Source organism: Mycolicibacterium sichuanense, from assembly GCF_033741125.1.
GTDB lineage: Bacteria > Actinomycetota > Actinomycetes > Mycobacteriales > Mycobacteriaceae > Mycobacterium.
Genome location: NZ_JAWQPU010000006.1, coordinates 40847 through 58863, shown reverse-complemented (window position 1 = coordinate 58863; position 18017 = coordinate 40847). Strand labels below are relative to the sequence as shown.

Sequence of the window (18017 nt, the reverse complement as noted above, 5' to 3'; positions counted from 1 at the left end):
ACCCTTGCGAGCGAGTGACGGGATTCGAACCCGTGTAAACGGCTTTGCAGGCCGGTGCCTAGCCACTCAGCCACACCCGCGTCGAGAACGACCATGCCATCGCGGTGCCCGCGGGCCCAGGCTTCGGATCGTCGTGATCGCTAGGGCGCTGGCAGGCCCATACGCACCCTGTTTCGGCGGTGCCGGGCGGTGACCCGCCGGGCGCCGCAGATTCTTCGCAGCGCGCTCGTGTCGCGATACCTTGTCCGGATGATCCACTGGCTGGCTGATCCGCCGTTCTTCGGCGGCCCGGGGCAAGGCGCCCGTCAGATCGTCGAGCTGTTCGCCGCCTTCGGGTTGACGGCCCTGATCGGGCTCGAACGCGAGATACAGGGCAAGAGTGCCGGTTTGCGCACGCAGACCATCGTCGGCACCGCCGCCGCGTTGATCCTGCTGGTCAGCAAGTACGGCTTCCAGGACGTCCTGGTCGACGGTCTGGTCGTCGTCGACCCGTCCCGCGTGGCGGCCCAAATCGTCTCGGGCATCGGCTTTCTGGGTGCGGGCATCATCATCTTCCGGCGTGGCTCGGTGCACGGTCTGACGACCGCGGCAGCGGTGTGGGAGTCGGCGGCGATCGGCATGGCCGCCGGCTCGGGCCTGCTGCTGCTGGCTTGCACCGTGACGGCGATGCACTTCCTGATCATCCTGGGCTTCATGCCCGTCGCGAAGCGGTTGGCCTCCCGGCTCAGCGGCTCGATTCGGCTGCACGTCAGCTACGAGGCGAATCGTGGCGTCCTGTCTGCGGTGCTACAGGAATGCGAGCGGCGCGGCTGGCAGCTCGCCGAGCTCGAATCCGACCCCACCGGCGGCGTGCTACTGACGTTGTCCGGCAACGGAATCCTGAATGCGCCGACGTTGCTCGCCCGGATCGACGGCATCAACGCGATCCGCCAGCTCGACGACGATCCCGACTAGCCGACGAGCTCAGCCGCGGCCGCGGCTGGCGAGATGGGATGCGACGCCGCCGATCGCGGCGATTCCGGCCATCACCGCGGACAGCCACCGCGCGGCCGTCGCATCGCCACGGTCGGTGAGGTTGACGACCACCCCCGCCAGCCCCGCGCCGAACGCGCCGCTGATCAGCTGGACGGTGTTGATGGCGGCGGCCGCGGTACGCGCCTCGGCAGGATCGTCGCTGCTGCCCATCGCCCACGCAGACAGATGCGGCCACGCCATCCCGATGCCGGTGCCCGTCATGAACAACGCCACCACCCACGTCGCGACGATCGCTCCGGACGCGTCCACGACCTGGGACGCGGCGGCCAGCGCCAAACCCGTGGCCATCACCAGGGGGGCGATGGCCACCACCCGCACGACGACTCGGGTCCGCACCACTGAGGCGCTGGCGATCTCGCTGACGGTCCACCCGACCGCCACCGATGCCCCGAGGAAGCCGGCCGCAACGGGCACCAGGTGGGCCAGCCGCTGACCGAACAGCGGCACGTACATGTCCGCCATCGTCGCCGCCATCAACACCCCGAGTGCGACGTAGATCCACTTCAGCGGACCGGGGCGAAAGGCCATGGGCGGCAGCACGGATGCAGACGTCCTGCGGTCGACGACGAGGAACACCGCCACCAGCACCGCCCCGGCGCCCAGCAAGCCGGCCATCACGACAAGGTGGTGAACCAGTCCTGCGACGCTGACGATCAGTGCCGCGACACCCAGCAGCACCAACGACCACACCGGGATGCGGTCGGCCACCGGGCGCTCACCACCGCTCCCCCGTGCGGGCAGGGCGAACGGGACCAGTGCCGTCATGACGGCCGTCATCACGGCGAGGACGCCGAAAGCCCAACGCCACGAGCCGTACTGGGCGAACAAACCGCCCGCTGCGGGTCCGATCAAGGTGCCGAGCCCCCACATCGCCGAAACCAGCGCCGAGGCCTTGGTCCATAACGATTGCGGCAGTGCGGCATTGATGACGGCGTAGCCCAATCCGGCCAGCAGGCCGCCCGCGGCCCCTTGGACGACGCGGCCCAGCAGCAGGAACTCCATGGAGGGCGCCACCGCGCACAGCGCGCTGCCGACGCCGAACACGCTCAGCCCGGACACGTAGGCCCAGCGCGGGCCGAGCTTGGTGAGCAGCGCGCTCACGGTGGTGGCCGCCACCACCGACGCGACGAGGTACACCGTCGTCACCCAGGCGTAGAGCCGCTGCCCGCCGATCTCGGCGACCGTGGTCGGCAGCAGGCTGATGGTGAGGAACTCGTTGGTCGCGTACAGCGCGACACCGCCGGCCAGCACGGTGGAGGCGCCGAGGTGCCGCGGACCGAGCAGTTCGGCCCATCGGCCAGCCGGCACGGATTCGGTGTGGGTCACGCGGACAACCGTACGAGCTCAACCATGGTTGAGCTCAACCGTCGATCCGTGCGGATCTCACTTCAGGCCCGCGGCGTCCATTCCGCGCAGTTCCTTCTTCAGGTCGGCAATCTCGTCGCGGATACGTCCCGCCAACTCGAACTGCAGGTCCCGGGCGGCGGCCATCATCTGCGCGGTCAGATCCTTGATGAGGTCGGCCAGCTCGGCGCGCGGCATGTTCTTGGTGTCGCGGCCCTCGATGATGCCGGCGCTCACCGCGCGGCCCGGCTCGCCCTGCGCCCGTCGGCCCCGGGACGCGTTGCGGCCCGAGCCTCCGACGTCGACGGTCGCCTCGGTGTCGTCGGCCTCGCGATACACCTGATCGAGGATGTCTGCGATCTTCTTGCGTAGCGGCTGCGGGTCCACTCCGTGGGCCTCGTTGTAGGCGATCTGCTTGGCACGCCTGCGCTCGGTTTCGTCGATCGCCTCCCGCATCGAGTCGGTTATCTTGTCGGCGTACATGTGCACTTCGCCGGAGACGTTTCGCGCGGCGCGGCCGATGGTCTGGATGAGGCTGCGTGCGGACCGCAGGAACCCTTCCTTGTCGGCGTCCAGGATCGCCACCAGGGATACCTCCGGAAGGTCGAGGCCCTCGCGGAGGAGGTTGATGCCGACCAGCACGTCGTACTCGCCGAGCCGTAGCTGCCGCAGCAGTTCCACGCGGCGCAGCGTGTCGACCTCCGAGTGCAGGTAGCGCACCCGGATACCGAGCTCGAGCAGGTAGTCGGTGAGGTCCTCGGCCATCTTCTTGGTCAGCGTGGTGACCAGCACGCGTTCGTCGAGGGCGGTGCGCTTGCGAATCTCGCCGATCAGGTCGTCGATCTGGCCCTTGGTCGGCTTGACCACGATGTGCGGGTCGACCAGGCCGGTCGGCCGGATCACCTGTTCGACGAACTCACCCTGGGACTGGCTCAGCTCGTACGGCCCCGGCGTCGCGGACAGGTACACCGTCTGTCCGATGCGTTCGGCGAACTCCTCCCAGGTCAACGGACGGTTGTCGACGGCGGAGGGCAACCGGAAGCCGAAGTCGACGAGGTTGCGCTTGCGCGACATGTCGCCCTCGTACATGCCGCCGATCTGCGGCACCGTCACGTGCGACTCGTCGATGACCATCAGGAAGTCCTCGGGGAAGTAGTCCAGCAGCGTGGCTGGCGCGGTACCGGGGCCGCGGCCGTCGATGTGCCGGGAGTAGTTCTCGATGCCCGAGCAGAAGCCCACCTGGCGCATCATCTCGACGTCGTAGTTGGTGCGCATCCGAAGTCGTTGCGCCTCAAGCAGTTTGCCCTGGCCTTCGAGTTCGGCGAGGCGCTCCTCGAGCTCCTTCTCGATGCTCGAGATGGCGTGGGCCATGCGCTCCGGTCCCGCCACGTAGTGGGTCGCGGGGAACACCCGCAGGGAGTCGACCTTGCGCACCACGTCACCGGTCAACGGGTGCATGTAGTACAGCGCCTCGATCTCGTCGCCGAAGAATTCGATGCGCACCGCGAGTTCCTCGTAGCTCGGGATGATCTCCACGGTGTCCCCGCGAACCCGGAACGTGCCGCGAGTGAAGGACATGTCGTTGCGGGTGTACTGCACGTCGACCAGCAGCCGGAGCAGCCCGTCGCGCGGCACCTCGTCGCCGACGGAGAGCTCGACGGAGCGGTCCAGGTAGGACTGCGGCGTGCCGAGGCCGTAGATGCAGGACACCGAGGCGACCACCACGACGTCGCGACGGGACAGCAGGTTGGAGGTCGCCGAGTGCCGGAGCCGCTCGACGTCGTCGTTGATCGAGCTGTCCTTCTCGATGTAGGTGTCGGTCTGCGCGATGTACGCCTCGGGTTGGTAGTAGTCGTAGTACGAGACGAAGTACTCGACGGCGTTGTTGGGCAACATCTCCCGCAGCTCGTTGGCGAGCTGGGCGGCCAGGGTCTTGTTCGGCGCCATCACCAGCGTGGGCCGCTGCAGTCGTTCGATGAGCCACGCGGTGGTGGCGGACTTGCCGGTGCCGGTGGCGCCGAGGAGCACCACGTCGCGCTCCCCCGCGTTGATGCGCCGCTCCAGCTCGTCGATGGCCGCGGGCTGATCACCCGCCGGGGAATACTCGCTGACCACCTCGAACCGGCCGCCAGCGCGCACGACGTCATCGACCGCGCGGTACTCCGAGTGCGCGACGACGGGATATTCGGTAGCGAAGGCCATGTTCACCAGGTTAGAACCAACTACCGACAAGTTCGATTCCGTGCTAGCCGGACGTCCGTTCCCCGACGGCGCCCACGACCCTAGGCTGATCCCATCCACCCTCCCAAGCGCGAAGTCTTCGACGTTCCCGCCCGCACCAACACCGATCCCAAGGGCATCGTGCGGGCCGTCGACCTGTACGTGGTGCAGCCCTGGGGCCTGTACATGGCAAGGCCGACACCCGGCCGGGAGCAGTTCCACTACCTGGAGTCGTGGCTGCTGCCCCCGCTCGGCCTTCGGGTATCGGTGTTCCACTTCAACCCCGGGTACGAACGGGACCAGGACTACTACCTCGACGTCGGGCACTACTCGCGTGACGGGGAAGTCTGGCACGCCGAGGATCACTACCTGGACCTGGTGCTCCGCGACGGTTCGGCGGTGGCCCTCGAGGACGTCGACGAGTTGGTCGATGCGGTCCGAAGCGGGCTGCTCGGCTCGGATCGTGCGTCAATTGCCGTCCAGACCGCCGTCACCACCGTCGAGGGTCTGGCCCGGCACGGGTATGACCTGGACCGATGGTTGGCAGACCACGAGATGGTCCTCACTTGGCGGGAAGCGTAAAGTCTGCGGTCATGAGCCCGACTAAGCATGCATTGCTGAAGGGCGCGGCAGCGACCATGGCGATGTTCGGCGCGCTCGCGTTCCCCGCGATCGCACTCGGCGATCCCGGCGTCCCCGCGGGCCCCGACGCCACCCAGCAGTCGGCCGACACGCCGTCGCCGACGGATGCGGCCACCCCCAACCTCGGACCCGGCCCGTACAACGTGACCTACCGGGCCAGGGTCGACGGCGTATCCCGCGGTGCCACCATCAGCTACGCGATCGCCGACGACCAGGTCAACACCGCCAACCCGACGATGGTTCCCGGGCGCACGTTCGAGGCGACCGGCGTGGTGAGCAAGACCCAGAAGGCCGGTATGCAGGTCTCCATCCAGTGGCCGTACTCGGCCAGCCTGCACTGCGAGATCCTGGTCGACGACCAGATCATCGCCGAGGCCGATCAGTTCGTGGCGCCGCGGCTGACACCGCAGCACGACGATCCCGGGTACGGCGTGCTCAGCTGCGGAACGGTGGCGAACTTCCCGGTCGGCAATACCGCCCCGGTCGATGCGGCACCGCCCGCCGAACCCGCACCCGCTCCGGGCGCCTGAGGCTCCGCGTCAGGGGCGCCAGGACGTCTCGTCGGCCCACTTCCACGCCCGCCGGTAGGCGTCGGCGAACCATGGTTCCTTGGCTTCGGCATAGTCACCGGTGTTCGCGTGTCCGTGCTTGGCCACCCGACGCTTGAGCTCGAGGTATTGCGCACACTCCCCCGCGTCGGCCCGCAGCCAGTCCACGAATAGCAGGGCGAACTGCTGATTTGGCCAGCCGTCGACCCTGATGTGCACGTTGGTCGGACGGCCGGGGTCCGCCGCGGCGTGGAGCCGTTTGCCCCAAAGGGACTCGTCGTCGGCGTGATCGAACTCGGCGACGGTACTGCGCGCATCTCCCTTGCCGACGTCCGCGCCGGTGTTCATCCGCGGATAACCCGCCGCGAGCAGGGCGCCGGCGATCTCGTCCGCGACGGCCAGCGATGCGACCGTGATCTGAACGTCGATGACGTCCTTGGCGTCGAGTCCCGGCACCGCCGTGGACCCGACGTGGTCGACGCGGATCGCATGGTGGCCGCAGGCTGTCCGCAGTCGAGCCAGGATGCGGCGGCCTTGGTCGGCCCATGACGGATCCGCGGGCACCAACCGCGGTTGGGTCGGTGCCGATCGACCGGCCCGCAGGTTCTCCGCGAAGGGCATGATTCGTTCGTCCCACAGCAGGCGGGCCTGTTGAGCCAGTTGCTCGGCGGTGCCGGAGTTGTCGAGCCAGACGTCGGCCACCTCACGGCGCTGCTCCTCGGTGGCCTGAGCCGCGATCCGCGCCCTGGCGTCGGCCTCGGGCATCCCCCGCTGCTCGACCAGGCGCCTGACCCGGACCTCCTCGTCGGCGTGCACGACGATCACCAGCGGAAATAGCGGCGCCATCTTCGACTCCACCAGCAGGGGGATGTCCTCTACGATCACCGCGTCCTCGGGGGCCGCCTCGATCAACTCGGCGCGGCGCTTGCCCACCAGGGGATGCACGATGCCATTGAGTGTTGCGCGCTTCTCGTCATCGGAGAACGCCACCGCCGCCAGCGCCGGACGGTCCAGGGTGCCGTCGGGAAGCAGGATTTGGCGTCCGAACGCCTCGACGAGGGCGGCCAGTCCCTCGGTGCCGGGTTGGACGACCTCCCGCGAGATGACGTCCCCGTCGACGATGATCCCGCCGAGCTCGTCGAACGTCGCGGACACCGTCGACTTTCCGGCGCCGATGCCGCCGGTCAATCCGATACGAAGCACCGCATCAGTGTGTCAGGGGGCTCAGACGACGAACGCCCCGGCTCACCACGAGCCGGGGCGTTCGTACGTGCTGAACTAGGCGTTGCCGGCGAGCTTCTCCCGAAGAGCTGCGAGCTGAGCGTCGCTGGCGAGCGTTCCACCGGAGGGCTCACCCGAGCTGCTGGACGACGACGTCGTCGTGGCACCACTGGCGGTGGCCGGCCGGCTGGCTGCCTCCGCGTCGGCTGCCGCGAACTTCTCCATCTGCGCGGTGTGCATCTTGTGGCGGCGCTCGGCCTCGGCGTACCGGGCCTCCCACTCGTCACGCTGCTTCTCGAAGCCCTCGAGCCATTCGTTGGTGTCGGCGTCGAAGCCCTCGGGGAAGATGTAGTTGCCCGCGTCGTCGTAGCTGTCGGCCATGCCGTACTTCGACGGGTCGAACTCCTCGGTGTAGTCCTCGTTGGCCTGCTTGAGGCTCAGCGAGATACGACGGCGATCGAGGTCGATGTCGATGACCTTGACCATCGCGTCGTCGCCGACCTGGACCACCTGGTCCGGGACCTCGACGTGGCGCTCGGACAGCTCCGAGATGTGCACCAGACCCTCGATGCCCTCTTCGACGCGGACGAACGCACCGAACGGCACCAGCTTGGTGACCTTGCCGGGCACGATCTGGCCGATCGCGTGGGTACGCGCGAAGTGGCGCCACGGATCTTCCTGAGTCGCCTTGAGCGACAACGAAACCCGCTCGCGATCCATGTCGACGTCGAGCACCTCGACGGTGACCTCGTCGCCCACCTGGACGACCTCGGACGGGTGATCGATGTGCTTCCACGACAGCTCGGAGACGTGCACCAGGCCGTCGACGCCGCCCAGGTCCACGAAGGCACCGAAGTTGACGATCGAGGAGACCACGCCCTTGCGGACCGCGCCCTTCTGCAGCTGGTTGAGGAACTCGCTGCGCACCTCGGACTGGGTCTGCTCCAACCACGCGCGGCGAGACAGCACCACGTTGTTGCGGTTCTTGTCGAGCTCGATGATCTTGGCCTCGATCTCCTTGCCGATGTACGGCTGCAGATCGCGGACCCGACGCATCTCGACCAACGACGCGGGCAGGAAGCCGCGCAGGCCGATGTCGAGGATCAGGCCGCCCTTGACGACCTCGATGACGGTGCCCTTGACGGCCTCGTCCTTCTCCTTGAGCTCCTCGATGGTGCCCCAGGCGCGCTCGTACTGAGCCCGCTTCTTGGACAGGATCAGGCGGCCTTCCTTGTCCTCCTTGGTGAGGACGAGCGCCTCGACCTCGTCACCGACGGACACAACCTCTGAGGGGTCGACGTCGTGCTTGATCGAGAGTTCGCGGGAGGGGATGACGCCTTCGGTCTTGTAACCGATGTCGAGCAAGACTTCGTCGCGGTCGACCTTGACGATGGTTCCCTCGACGATGTCGCCATCGTTGAAGTACTTGATCGTCTTGTCGATCGCGGCCATGAAATCCTCGGCCGAGCCAATGTCGTTGATGGCTACTTGCGGCGAGGTGATGGAGGGGCTTGGCATGTGGTGGGTGGCTCCGGACAGGTTTTATCGTAGGGACGGTTGATGATGATGTGCACGCGTGCTACGCGCGACGTGCGCACACGGGTACCCGAAGAGAGTACTCGACGGGGCACACGCTGGACAAACCCGGGTCGGACCGCACCGCTACGCTGCCAACGTGTCGAACCCCTACGGCCGGGTGACCAGTCCACCGTTGCCACGCAAGATGCGAAGGGTCGGGGCGCCCCTCGGCGTGATCATCGCGATGGGCATGGTGGCCGGGCTCTCGGTCATCCTGCTGACCGCAGGCAACCCGGTCGGCACCTCGGTCGGGTTCGTGCTGGCCACGGCGGCGACGATCGTCGTCCTGCTCGCCTACGTCTGGTTGGACCGGTGGGAGCCCGAGCCGCCCCGGCTGTTGGTGCTGGCCTTCGGCTGGGGGGCGTCGGTCGCAGTCGTGGTGTCGGTGGTCCTCGAGCTCGTCTTCGGCTCGCTGCTGGCCACCGGGCAGGCGGCCACCGACGAGTTCGTCACCATCGCGATCGTCGCCCCGATCGTCGAGGAGGCCGCCAAGGGGGCGTTCCTGCTAGTCATGATGACGGGGCGGCGCTACGAACTCAATTCGCTGACCGACTGCCTGGTCTATGCCGGCATCACTGCGGCGGGTTTCGCGTGGCTGGAGAACATCGGCTACATCGGTGGTGGCGAGTCGCTCGGCGGCTCGCTGGTCACCGCGGGGCTGCGGCTCGTCATGGGGCCCTTCGCCCACCCGTTGTTCACCACCGTGACGGCGCTGGGTGTCTACGCCGCACTGCAGCGCCGAAGCCTCGGGGGCAAGGCCGGCTGCATCCTGCTCGGATACGTCGGCGCGGTGTCGATGCATGCGTTGTGGAACGGGTCGTCGTTCTTCGGCATCGAGACGTACTTCTTGGTCTACCTGCTGTGGATGGTGCCCGTCTTCACGTTGGCGATCGTGCTGGCCGTGTCCTCCCGGCGCCGCGAACAGCGCGTCGTCGCCGCCAAGCTGCCCGGCATGGTCGCCGCGGGTGTGGTCACCGCGAACGAGGCCACCTGGCTCGGCTCGATCCGCACGCGCAAGCAGGCCGTCGCCGAGGTGAGGCGCATCGTCGGCAAGCCGGCGGCGAAGGCGGTGGATGCCTTCGCCAAGCAGGTGGTGGAGCTGGCCTTCGTCCGGGACCGCATCGACCGCGGCTTCGGTGACGCCCGGGTGCACGCACTGCTGAACGAGGAGACGTACGGCGTGTACGCCGCGCGGGCGGCCGCCCCGCCGCTGCAGTGGCTGGCCGGGTCTGGCGTGCCCGGCGCGGGTCCGAAAACGGCTTGACCCGCTGCTGGATACTGGCTCGATGCAGCTGCAGCACGTCGTCCACGTCTTGCCGGGTTTCGTGCTGGCGTCGGTGGTCCTCGCCGCCCTTCCCGGCCCGGCAACGGCGTTGTTCCTGCACCGGGCCATCCGCGACGGCAGGGCGGCCGGCTTCGCGGCCGTGGCCGGCAACGAGATCGGAATCCTCGGCTGGACGCTGGCGGGCGGAGCGGGCCTATCGGTGCTCCTGATGGCCAACCATGCGCTGTCGGTGGTGCTCCACGTCGTGGGTGCGGCGATCCTGATCTGTCTGGGCGTCGGCGCCTGGCGCAACGCCAAGCACCCGGCCGCGGTCGATCTGCCGCCGGCGCCGCGGGGCCGCACACCGGCCGCCGCGTTCCGGGCCTCGCTGATCTCGATCGCGGCCAATCCGAAGGCGGCTGCGTTCGGCATCGTGGTGCTGCCGCAGTTCTTGCCGCCGAGCGGCCCGGTGCTGGCCACCTTGCTCGTGCTGGCGGCGATTCAACTCGTCATCGACACGGCGTGGTGTCTCGGTGTGGTCCTCGTCGCCAATCGCGCGCGAAACCTCCTGAGCCGCAGCCATGTTCGCCGACGCATGGAACGGGCCATGGGGGCCATCCTGATGGCCTTGGGTCTGGGTCTGGCTGCCGATCTGCGCTAGTGCGCTGCGGCGTCCCAGCTGCGGCCGTACCCCACCGACACCTCGAGCGGTACGTCCAGCGGGTACGCCCCGCCCATCTCGTGGCGTACCAGGGCGTCGAGGGTGTCGCGCTCGCCGTCGGCCACCTCGAACAGCAATTCGTCGTGAACCTGCAGCAGCATCCGGGATTTCAAGCCAGCTTCCTGGATTGCGGCGTCGGTGTTGATCATCGCGACCTTGATGATGTCGGCCGCGCTGCCCTGGATCGGCGCGTTCAGTGCAGCGCGCTCGGCGGCCTCCCTGACGTTGCGGTTGCTGCTGTCCAGTTCGGGCAGGTAACGCCGCCTGCCGAGCACCGTCGAGGTGTAGCCGTCCTTGCGGGCCTGCTCGACGACGGACTGCAGGTAGTCCCGGACGCCGCCGAAGCGTGAGAAGTAGGCGTCCATCTGCACCTTGGCTTCCTCGGTGGAGATCTTCAGCTGGGACGCCAACCCGTAGGCGCTCAGGCCGTAGGCCAGGCCGTAGGACATGGCCTTGACGCGACGGCGCAGTTCGGCGGTGACCTCATCTATCGGCACGCCGAAGGCCCTCGATGCGACGAACGAATGCAGGTCCTCGCCGGTGTTGAACGCCTCGATCAGACCCTCGTCACCGGACAGGTGCGCCATGATGCGCATCTCGATTTGGCTGTAGTCCGCCGTCATCAGCTCGGCGTAGCCGTCACCCACCACGAACCCGTCGCGGATTTGGCGGCCGGCTTCGGTGCGGATCGGGATGTTCTGCAGGTTGGGTTCGGTCGACGACAACCGTCCGGTGGCCGCGATGGTCTGGTTGAAGGTGGTGTGGATGCGTCCGTCGGAGCCGACCGCGTTGAGCAGCCCATCGACCGTCACCTTGAGCCGGGTGGCGTCGCGGTGGGCCAGCAAGTGCTGCAAGAAGGGATGCCCCGTCTTGTCGAAGAGTCCCTGCAGCGCATCGGCGTCGGTGGTGTACCCCGTCTTGGTGCGCTTGGTCTTCGGCATCTCGAGCTCGTCGAACAGCACCACCTGCAGCTGCTTGGGCGAACCGAGGTTGATCTGCTTGCCGATCACCTCGTAGGCGGCCTCGGCCGCGTCGCGGATCAGGTTCGCGAACTGGCTCTGAAGTTGGCCGAGGAGATCCTGGTCGACGGCGATGCCGGTGTGTTCCAGTTTGGCCAGCACCCGTTGCACGGGCAATTCCATGTCCCCCAGCAGCGCCGAGGAGTCGATGCGTTCGAGTTCCTGGTCGAGGGCGTCGGCCAGGTCGGCGACCGCGGACGCCCGCAGGAGCAACGTCTGCACCGCCTGGTCGTCGACGCCATCGGTGTCATCGAGAAGCGAGAGTTGTTGCTGTTCGGGGTTTTCCGCGCGCAGCTCACGCTTGAGATAGCGCACCGCCAGGTCGTCGAGCGCGAAGCTGCGCTGGCCCGGTCGCACCAGGTAGGCCGCCAGCGCGGTATCGGAGGTGACACCGGCCAGGTGCCAGCCGCGGCCGGTCAGGTCGTGCATCGCCAGCTTGGCCTCGTGCAGCGACTTCGGCTGCGCGGGGTCGGCGAGCCACTCCGCCAAGGCGGCCTCGTCGGCCGGGTCCATCGTTGCGGTGTCGAGGTAGCAGCCCTCGCCATCGGCGGACACGATCGCCACCGCGGTGGCGTCGGAATCGAAGGCCAGGTGCGTGCCCACGACGGCCAGACCGAACCTCTTCCCCGTGGCGTGTTCGGCGAGCCACGCGCTTAGCTGGCCGGGCTCCAGTACGCCGCCCCGCACGTCGAAGCCCTGCTCCACCTCGGGGTCCGCCGAAGCCAGCGTCTCGAACAACCGGTCGCGCAGGACGCGGAACTCGAGATCGTCGAACAGCCTGTGGATCTGGTCGCGATCCCACGGCATCATGCGCAACGTATCCGGCGTCTGCGCCAGCGGAACGTCCTTGACCAGCTCGGTCAGGTCTCGGTTGAGGATGACGTGGGAGAGGTTGGCGCGCAACGACTCTCCGACCTTGCCCTTGACGGTGTCGACCTGATCGACGAGCGCCTGCAGCGAGCCGTATTCGACGATCCACTTCGAGGCCGTCTTCTCCCCCACCCCTGGAATGCCGGGCAGGTTGTCGCTGGGATCGCCGCGCAACGCTGCGAAGTCCGGGTACTGGGTGGGAGTGAGGCCGTACTTCTCGACGACGGCGTCGGGGGTGAAGCGCGTCAGCTCGGACACGCCCTTGCGCGGGTAGAGCACCGTGACGTCGGGGCTGACGAGCTGAAGGGCGTCGCGGTCACCGGTGACGACCAGCACGCGGTAGCCCTCCGCCTCGGCCTGGGTGGCGAGGGTGGCGATGATGTCGTCGGCCTCGAAACCCGGTTCCGCCAGAGCGGTGATGCCCAGGGCGACGAGTACTTCCTTGGTGATGTCGATCTGACCGCGGAACTCGTCGGGAGTGGCCGAACGGCCCGCCTTGTACTCCGGATACTTCTCGGACCGGAACGTCTGCCGCGACACGTCGAAGGCTGCGGCGATGTGGGTCGGCTGCTCGTCGCGCAACAGGTTGATCAGCATGGCCGTGAAGCCGTACACCGCGTTGGTGGTCAAACCGCCCTGGGTCTTGAAGTTCTCCGCGGGTAACGCATAGAAGGCGCGAAACGCCAGCGAGTTGCCGTCCAACAGCATCAATGTGGGCTTGGTGTCGGTCTTGGCTGGGCTCACGCCCTCACTCTATTCACCCCGGCCGACACGAATTCGATGCCGTGCCATCTGCACCAACACCGAGGTGGCGGGATTCGTCGGCCCGACCGCGCGCCAAGCGAGCACCAACCGGCCGCGCAGCTGCGGGGTGATGGGCAGGGCGTGCAGTCCGGGGCGCGACCGGGACACCGAACTCGGCACGATGGCCACGCCGAGCCCACGCTCGGCGAGCTCGGCCAGGGCGATCGGCGTCGACGCCTCGAAGGCGATGCGCGGAGTGATCCCGACGGTCGCGCACGCCTGGTCGAGCCGGGCCCGCACACCGGTGCCGACGGGCAGCGCGATCAAGGGCAGTCCGTCGAGGTCGGCCAGCGCGATGCTCGCAGCGCCGCTCAGCTCGTGGTCGTGGCTCACCGCTGCGTCGATGGCCTCGTCGGTGATGACGTCGACGTCCAGGCCGTCGGGATGCTCGTCGGACCCGACCGAGACGATGGCGACGTCGAGTACGCCGGCGCGCAGGTGCTCGATCAGGACGTTCGAGTTGTCGGTACCCAGCGTGATCTCGACCCCGGGGTAGTCGGCATGGAAGTCGGCGAGCAGGCCCGGGACGTCGACGTCGTGTGCGGTCACCGTGCCGATCGCCACGGTCCCCCTGATTAGGCCGGTGAGTTCGTCGACCGATCGCCGGACGTCGAGGACGGCGGCCAGGGCAGCTCTGGCATGGGGCAGGGCAGCCTCGCCAGCGGCGGTGAGCCTGACGGTCCGCGCCGAGCGATCCAGCAGTGGTTGCCCGAGTTCGCGCTCGAGCTTCTGGATCTGTGCGCTCACGGCGGGCTGCGCCACGTGCAATCGTCCGGCGGCCCTGGTGAAGTTCGCTTCCTCGGCGACCGCGACGAAGTAGTCCAGCTGTCGCAATTCCATAAGCATTCACGATAGTTTCCGTACTGAACATGTATTGGACTTATCGAAAGCCGGCGCCGACGCTGAAGGCATGACAGCTGAGGACGTCCTGATCGCCGGAGCCGGCATCGGCGGATTGACGGCAGCACTTGCGCTGCACGCGCGCGGCATCCGCGCCACCGTCATCGACGGGGTGACCGAACTCCGGCCGCTGGGCGTCGGCATCAACCTGTTGCCCCGCGCCGTCGCGGCCCTCGAGCACCTCGGCCTGGCCGACGTCATCGGGGCCGCCGCAGCAGCCCCGCGGATCCTCGAGTTCTACGACCACCGAGGCCGGCTGCTCCTACGGGAACCCCGTGGGCTCGACGGCGGGTACCGGCGCCCCCAGCTGTCGGTGCACCGCGGCAGGCTGCAGACGCTATTGCTGGCGGCCGTCCGGGACCGACTGGGGCCCGACGCGGTCAGGACCGGACATCGGCTGCTCGCCTTTCGGGAGTCATCAGACGGTGTCTCGGTGCACACCACGGCCCGATCGCTGGCCGCCGACGCGCTGGTCGGCGCAGACGGGATCCATTCGGCCGTACGGGCCCAATTGCATCCCACCGGTGACCCCCTGTCGTGGTCGGGGCGGACGATGTTCCGCGGTGCGACGCGAATGCCGGCGTTCCTCGATGGCCGGACGATGGCGATCGTCAAGGGCCCAGGAGTCGAGGTCATCACCTATCCCATCGGCAACGGACTCGTCAACTGGGTGGTGCAGGTCGACGCGGCGCCACCGGGCGCCCTCCCTCGCGATGCCAATTGGAATGCTCGGGCCGACCCGGACACCGTCGTCGCGCATCTCGCCGAGTTCCGGTTGGACTGGCTGGACCTCCCCGCGTTGGTGCGGGGCACGGAGGCGGTGTTCGAGTACCCGATGGTGGACCGCGATCCCCTGCCGTGGTGGTCCGACCCCGACGGCCACGGCCGGGTCACGTTGCTCGGCGATGCCGCCCACCCGATGTACCCGGTCGGCGCGAACGGTGGTTCGCAGGCGATCATCGACGGCGTGGCTCTGGCCGACGCGCTCGCGCGTGATCGGCGAAACGGACTGTGCGACTACGAGTCACGTCGCCGGGCCGAGACCGCCACCGTCGTCACCGCGAGCCGGGCGATGCTCGCAGCGGGGCCCTCGCCCGACGAACTGGCCGCCGTCACCGCCGGATACCGACGCGACACCAACGCAGACGGGAGCTGACCATGGCCACCTTCGTCCTCATTCCGGGCGCCTGCCACGGCGCCTGGTGCTTCGACGACCTCGCCCATGCCCTGCGCGCACGCGGGCACCGGGTGTTGGCCTACACGTTGACCGGGGTCGCCGAACGGCACCATCTCGCCAACGCCGGAGTCAACCTGGACACCCACGTCACCGACGTCCTGTCCGCCCTCGCCGCGGAGGACGACGCCGCCGATCTGGTGCTCGTCGGACACAGCTATGGCGGCATGGTCATCACCGCGGTCGCGGATCGGCTTCCCGCACAGGTGGATTCGCTGGTCTACCTCGACGCGCTGGTGCCGAGGAACGGCGAGTCGTGCTGGGACCTGGTCAACGACGAGCAGCGGGCGTGGTACGTCGGCGTCGATGACACGGGGTACGGCGTCCCGCCGCTGCCCTACTTCGATCCCCGCGCGAGCGCCCATCCGCTGGCTTCCTTCCTGCAGCCGATCGAGCTCGCCCGCGACGTCGCATCGGTACGCCGCCGTGACTTCGTCTACGCCCTGCGATGGCCGGGCGACTCACCGATGCGTGCGTCCTACGAGCGGGTCCGGGACGACCCATCCTGGGTCACCCACGAACTGGACGGTGGGCACAACCTGATGCGCGACAATCCCGACGATCTGGTGCGGATCCTGCTCGACGTCGCCCCGTAGCCGTCAGCCACGACCCAAAACTGCAACACGTTGCAGTTCGGCGACCGAGATCGATTACGCTGACCGCGTGCCAGGATCTACCGACGCGCAAGCGCAACTACCGGCCATCGACGGGTGGTTCGACACCGACGACGACGGCCGCACCCACCTGGTGGCGGGCAAGTGCACCCGGTGCGGTACCTACGTCTTTCCGCCGCGGGAGAACAATTGCCCAAACCCGGCCTGCGACGGTGACCGGCTCGACCGGGTCCCGCTGTCCCGGCGCGGGAAGGTGTGGAGCTACACCGAGAACCGCTACCCCCCACCCGCTCCGTACCCGGCCGCGGACCCGTTCGAGCCGTTCGCCATCGCCGCGGTCGAGCTGGCCGACGAGGGCCTGATCATCCTCGGCAAGGTCGTCACCGGGACCGTCGCGGCGGATCTCGTGGTCGGCATGGAGATGGAGCTGACCACCATGCCGCTCTACACCGACGCCGACGGGTTCGTGCGCAGCGTCCATGCCTGGAGGATCGCCGAATGACACCCGAGACAGCCCCCGAGTCGCTTCGCTCCGGCGCGCCGGACCCGCTGTACATCCTGGGTGCGGGCATGCACCCGTGGGGCAAGTGGGGGCACGACTTCACCGAGTACGGCGTCGTCGCCGCTCGTGCGGCGCTGGCCGAGGCCGGCCTGGACTGGCGTCAAATCCAACTCGTGGCAGGTGCCGACACGATCCGCAACGGTTACCCCGGTTTCATCGCCGGGTCGACCTTCGCCCAGAAGCTCGGCTGGAACGGCGTGCCGGTCAGCTCGAGCTACGCTGCCTGTGCCTCGGGTTCACAAGCCCTGCAGAGCGCACGGGCACACATCCTCGCCGGGTTCTGCGACGTCGCCCTCGTCATCGGCGCCGATACCACCCCCAAGGGGGCCTTCGCACCCGTCGGTGGCGAGCGCAAGAACGATCCGGACTGGCAGCGCTTCCATCTGATCGGCGCGATGAACCCGGTCTACTTCGCACTGCTGGCTCGCCGCAGGATGGACCTCTACGGCGCGACGTCCGAGGACTTCGCACAGGTCAAGGTGAAGAACTCCCGGCACGGGCTGCAGAACCCGAATGCCCGCTACCGCAAGGAGTCCGCGGTCGAGGACGTGCTGAACAGCCCGGTGGTGTCCGACCCGCTGCGCCAGCTCGACATCTGCGCCACCTCCGATGGTGCCGCTGCCCTCATCGTGGCGAGCAAGTCGTTCGCAGAGAAGCACCTTGGGTCACTCGATGGCGTTCCCTCGGTGCGCGCGGTGTCCACCGTCACCCCCCGCTACCCGCAGCACCTCCCCGAACTGCCGGACATCGCCACCGACTCGACCGCGGTGGTGCCGGCACCCGACCGGGTGTTCAAGGATCAGATCCTCGACGCCGCGTACGCCGAGGCGGGCATCGGGCCCGAGGACGTCAGCCTGGCCGAGGTGTACGACCTCTCGACGGCGCTCGAGTTGGATTGGTACGAGCATCTCGGGCTGTGCGCCAAGGGCGAGGCCGAGCAGTTGCTGCGCAGCGGCGCCACCACGATCGGCGGCCGGGTTCCGGTCAACCCGTCGGGTGGGTTGGCGTGCTTCGGCGAGGCCATTCCGGCCCAGGCGATCGCCCAGGTCTGCGAATTGCACTGGCAGCTCAAGGGGCAGGCGACCGGCCGCCAGGTCGAAGGCGCGACCGTCGGGGTGACCGCGAACCAGGGTCTGTTCGGCCACGGCTCTTCGGTGATCGTCGCGCGCTGACACGCGCGGGCGTTGAATGGGGCCCATGTCCGGCATCGTCTCGGTTCGCGTCAAGCCCGGCAGCCGGAAGGGTCCGCTGGTCGAGGTCGGCGAGGACGGCGAACTCACCGTCTTCGTTCCGCAACGCGCAGTCGACGGCAAGGCCAACGACGCCGTCACCCGGCTACTGGCCGAACATCTCGGTGTACCAAGGAGCCAAGTCGAATTGGTCGGCGGCGCGACGGCGCGGGTCAAACGCTTCCGCATCACCTGAGCGCTGCGGCGGGTGG

At 68.2% G+C, this 18017-nt stretch carries 16 protein-coding genes and 1 tRNA gene; 10 read left to right on the top strand and 7 right to left on the bottom strand.

The window, feature by feature from the left end; genetic code table 11:
* Window positions 1–9: 9 nt before the first annotated feature.
* A tRNA-Cys gene (locus SBI80_RS18620) sits at window positions 10–80 on the bottom strand.
* A gap of 169 nt (window positions 81–249) precedes the next feature.
* Here SBI80_RS18620 and SBI80_RS18615 point away from each other — a divergent pair.
* Complete coding sequence (locus SBI80_RS18615) at window positions 250–954, top strand: MgtC/SapB family protein (RefSeq protein ID WP_318976298.1); 705 nt, start codon at window positions 250–252, stop codon at window positions 952–954.
* A gap of 9 nt (window positions 955–963) precedes the next feature.
* Here the strand turns inward: SBI80_RS18615 and SBI80_RS18610 are convergent, their stop codons facing one another.
* Both SBI80_RS18610 and uvrB read right to left on the bottom strand, forming a co-directional pair.
* Entirely contained in the window at window positions 964–2361 is a 1398-nt protein-coding gene (locus SBI80_RS18610) for an MFS transporter (protein ID WP_318976297.1), read from the bottom strand.
* A gap of 57 nt (window positions 2362–2418) precedes the next feature.
* A complete protein-coding gene (gene uvrB / locus SBI80_RS18605) occupies window positions 2419–4581 on the bottom strand; it encodes an excinuclease ABC subunit UvrB (RefSeq protein ID WP_318976296.1) in 2163 nt (720 codons plus the stop codon).
* A 93-nt stretch (window positions 4582–4674) separates the two neighbouring features.
* Here uvrB and SBI80_RS18600 point away from each other — a divergent pair, with 93 nt between their 5' ends.
* Both SBI80_RS18600 and SBI80_RS18595 read left to right on the top strand, forming a co-directional pair.
* Entirely contained in the window at window positions 4675–5181 is a 507-nt protein-coding gene (locus SBI80_RS18600; RefSeq protein WP_318976680.1) for a ribonuclease FAU-1 family protein, read from the top strand.
* Window positions 5182–5192: 11 nt separating this feature from the next.
* Complete coding sequence (locus tag SBI80_RS18595; RefSeq protein WP_318976295.1) at window positions 5193–5771, top strand: hypothetical protein; 579 nt, start codon at window positions 5193–5195, stop codon at window positions 5769–5771.
* A 9-nt stretch (window positions 5772–5780) separates the two neighbouring features.
* On the opposite strand, the gene coaE is transcribed toward SBI80_RS18595, so the two are convergent.
* Together coaE and rpsA are read right to left on the bottom strand one after the other, a co-directional pair.
* The gene (coaE, locus tag SBI80_RS18590; RefSeq protein WP_318976294.1) at window positions 5781–6992 is read right to left on the bottom strand and encodes a dephospho-CoA kinase; all 1212 of its coding nucleotides are present in this window, start codon (window positions 6990–6992) and stop codon (window positions 5781–5783) included.
* 75 nt (window positions 6993–7067) lie between these two features.
* On the bottom strand, window positions 7068–8528 hold the full coding sequence (gene rpsA / locus SBI80_RS18585) for a 30S ribosomal protein S1 (protein ID WP_318976293.1): 1461 nt from the start codon (window positions 8526–8528) through the stop codon (window positions 7068–7070).
* Between the two features lie 205 nt (window positions 8529–8733).
* Here rpsA and SBI80_RS18580 point away from each other — a divergent pair, with 205 nt between their 5' ends.
* Window positions 8734–9852 carry a PrsW family intramembrane metalloprotease gene (locus tag SBI80_RS18580; RefSeq protein ID WP_318976679.1) on the top strand — a complete coding sequence of 373 codons (1119 nt, stop codon included), beginning with the start codon at window positions 8734–8736 and terminating at the stop codon, window positions 9850–9852.
* Between the two features lie 22 nt (window positions 9853–9874).
* Entirely contained in the window at window positions 9875–10513 is a 639-nt protein-coding gene (locus SBI80_RS18575; RefSeq protein WP_318976292.1) for a LysE family translocator, read from the top strand.
* Here the strand turns inward: SBI80_RS18575 and polA are convergent.
* Window positions 10510–13170 (bottom strand): DNA polymerase I, encoded by a 2661-nt coding sequence (gene polA, locus SBI80_RS18570; protein WP_318976678.1) that lies wholly within the window; start codon window positions 13168–13170, stop codon window positions 10510–10512. The two genes, SBI80_RS18575 and polA, sit on opposite strands and share 4 nt — an antisense overlap.
* A gap of 45 nt (window positions 13171–13215) precedes the next feature.
* Window positions 13216–14106: a LysR family transcriptional regulator gene (locus tag SBI80_RS18565; protein WP_318976291.1), complete on the bottom strand. Its 891-nt coding sequence runs from the start codon at window positions 14104–14106 to the stop codon at window positions 13216–13218.
* A gap of 70 nt (window positions 14107–14176) precedes the next feature.
* Between SBI80_RS18565 and SBI80_RS18560 the strand changes: the two genes are divergently transcribed.
* The 5 genes from SBI80_RS18560 to SBI80_RS18540 all read left to right on the top strand — a co-directional run bounded on the left by SBI80_RS18560 (window position 14177) and on the right by SBI80_RS18540 (window position 18001).
* Window positions 14177–15322 (top strand): FAD-dependent monooxygenase, encoded by a 1146-nt coding sequence (locus SBI80_RS18560; RefSeq protein ID WP_318976290.1) that lies wholly within the window; start codon window positions 14177–14179, stop codon window positions 15320–15322.
* Between the two features lie 2 nt (window positions 15323–15324).
* Window positions 15325–15996: an alpha/beta fold hydrolase gene (locus SBI80_RS18555; protein WP_318976289.1), complete on the top strand. Its 672-nt coding sequence runs from the start codon at window positions 15325–15327 to the stop codon at window positions 15994–15996.
* Window positions 15997–16063: 67 nt separating this feature from the next.
* Window positions 16064–16516, top strand: a complete 453-nt coding sequence (locus SBI80_RS18550; RefSeq protein ID WP_318976288.1) for a Zn-ribbon domain-containing OB-fold protein — start codon at window positions 16064–16066, stop codon at window positions 16514–16516.
* The gene (locus SBI80_RS18545) at window positions 16513–17748 is read left to right on the top strand and encodes a lipid-transfer protein (protein WP_318976287.1); all 1236 of its coding nucleotides are present in this window, start codon (window positions 16513–16515) and stop codon (window positions 17746–17748) included. The genes SBI80_RS18550 and SBI80_RS18545 overlap by 4 nt, the downstream gene beginning before the upstream one ends.
* 25 nt (window positions 17749–17773) lie before the next feature.
* Window positions 17774–18001 carry a DUF167 domain-containing protein gene (locus SBI80_RS18540; protein WP_318976286.1) on the top strand — a complete coding sequence of 76 codons (228 nt, stop codon included), beginning with the start codon at window positions 17774–17776 and terminating at the stop codon, window positions 17999–18001.
* Window positions 18002–18017: the final 16 nt, after the last annotated feature.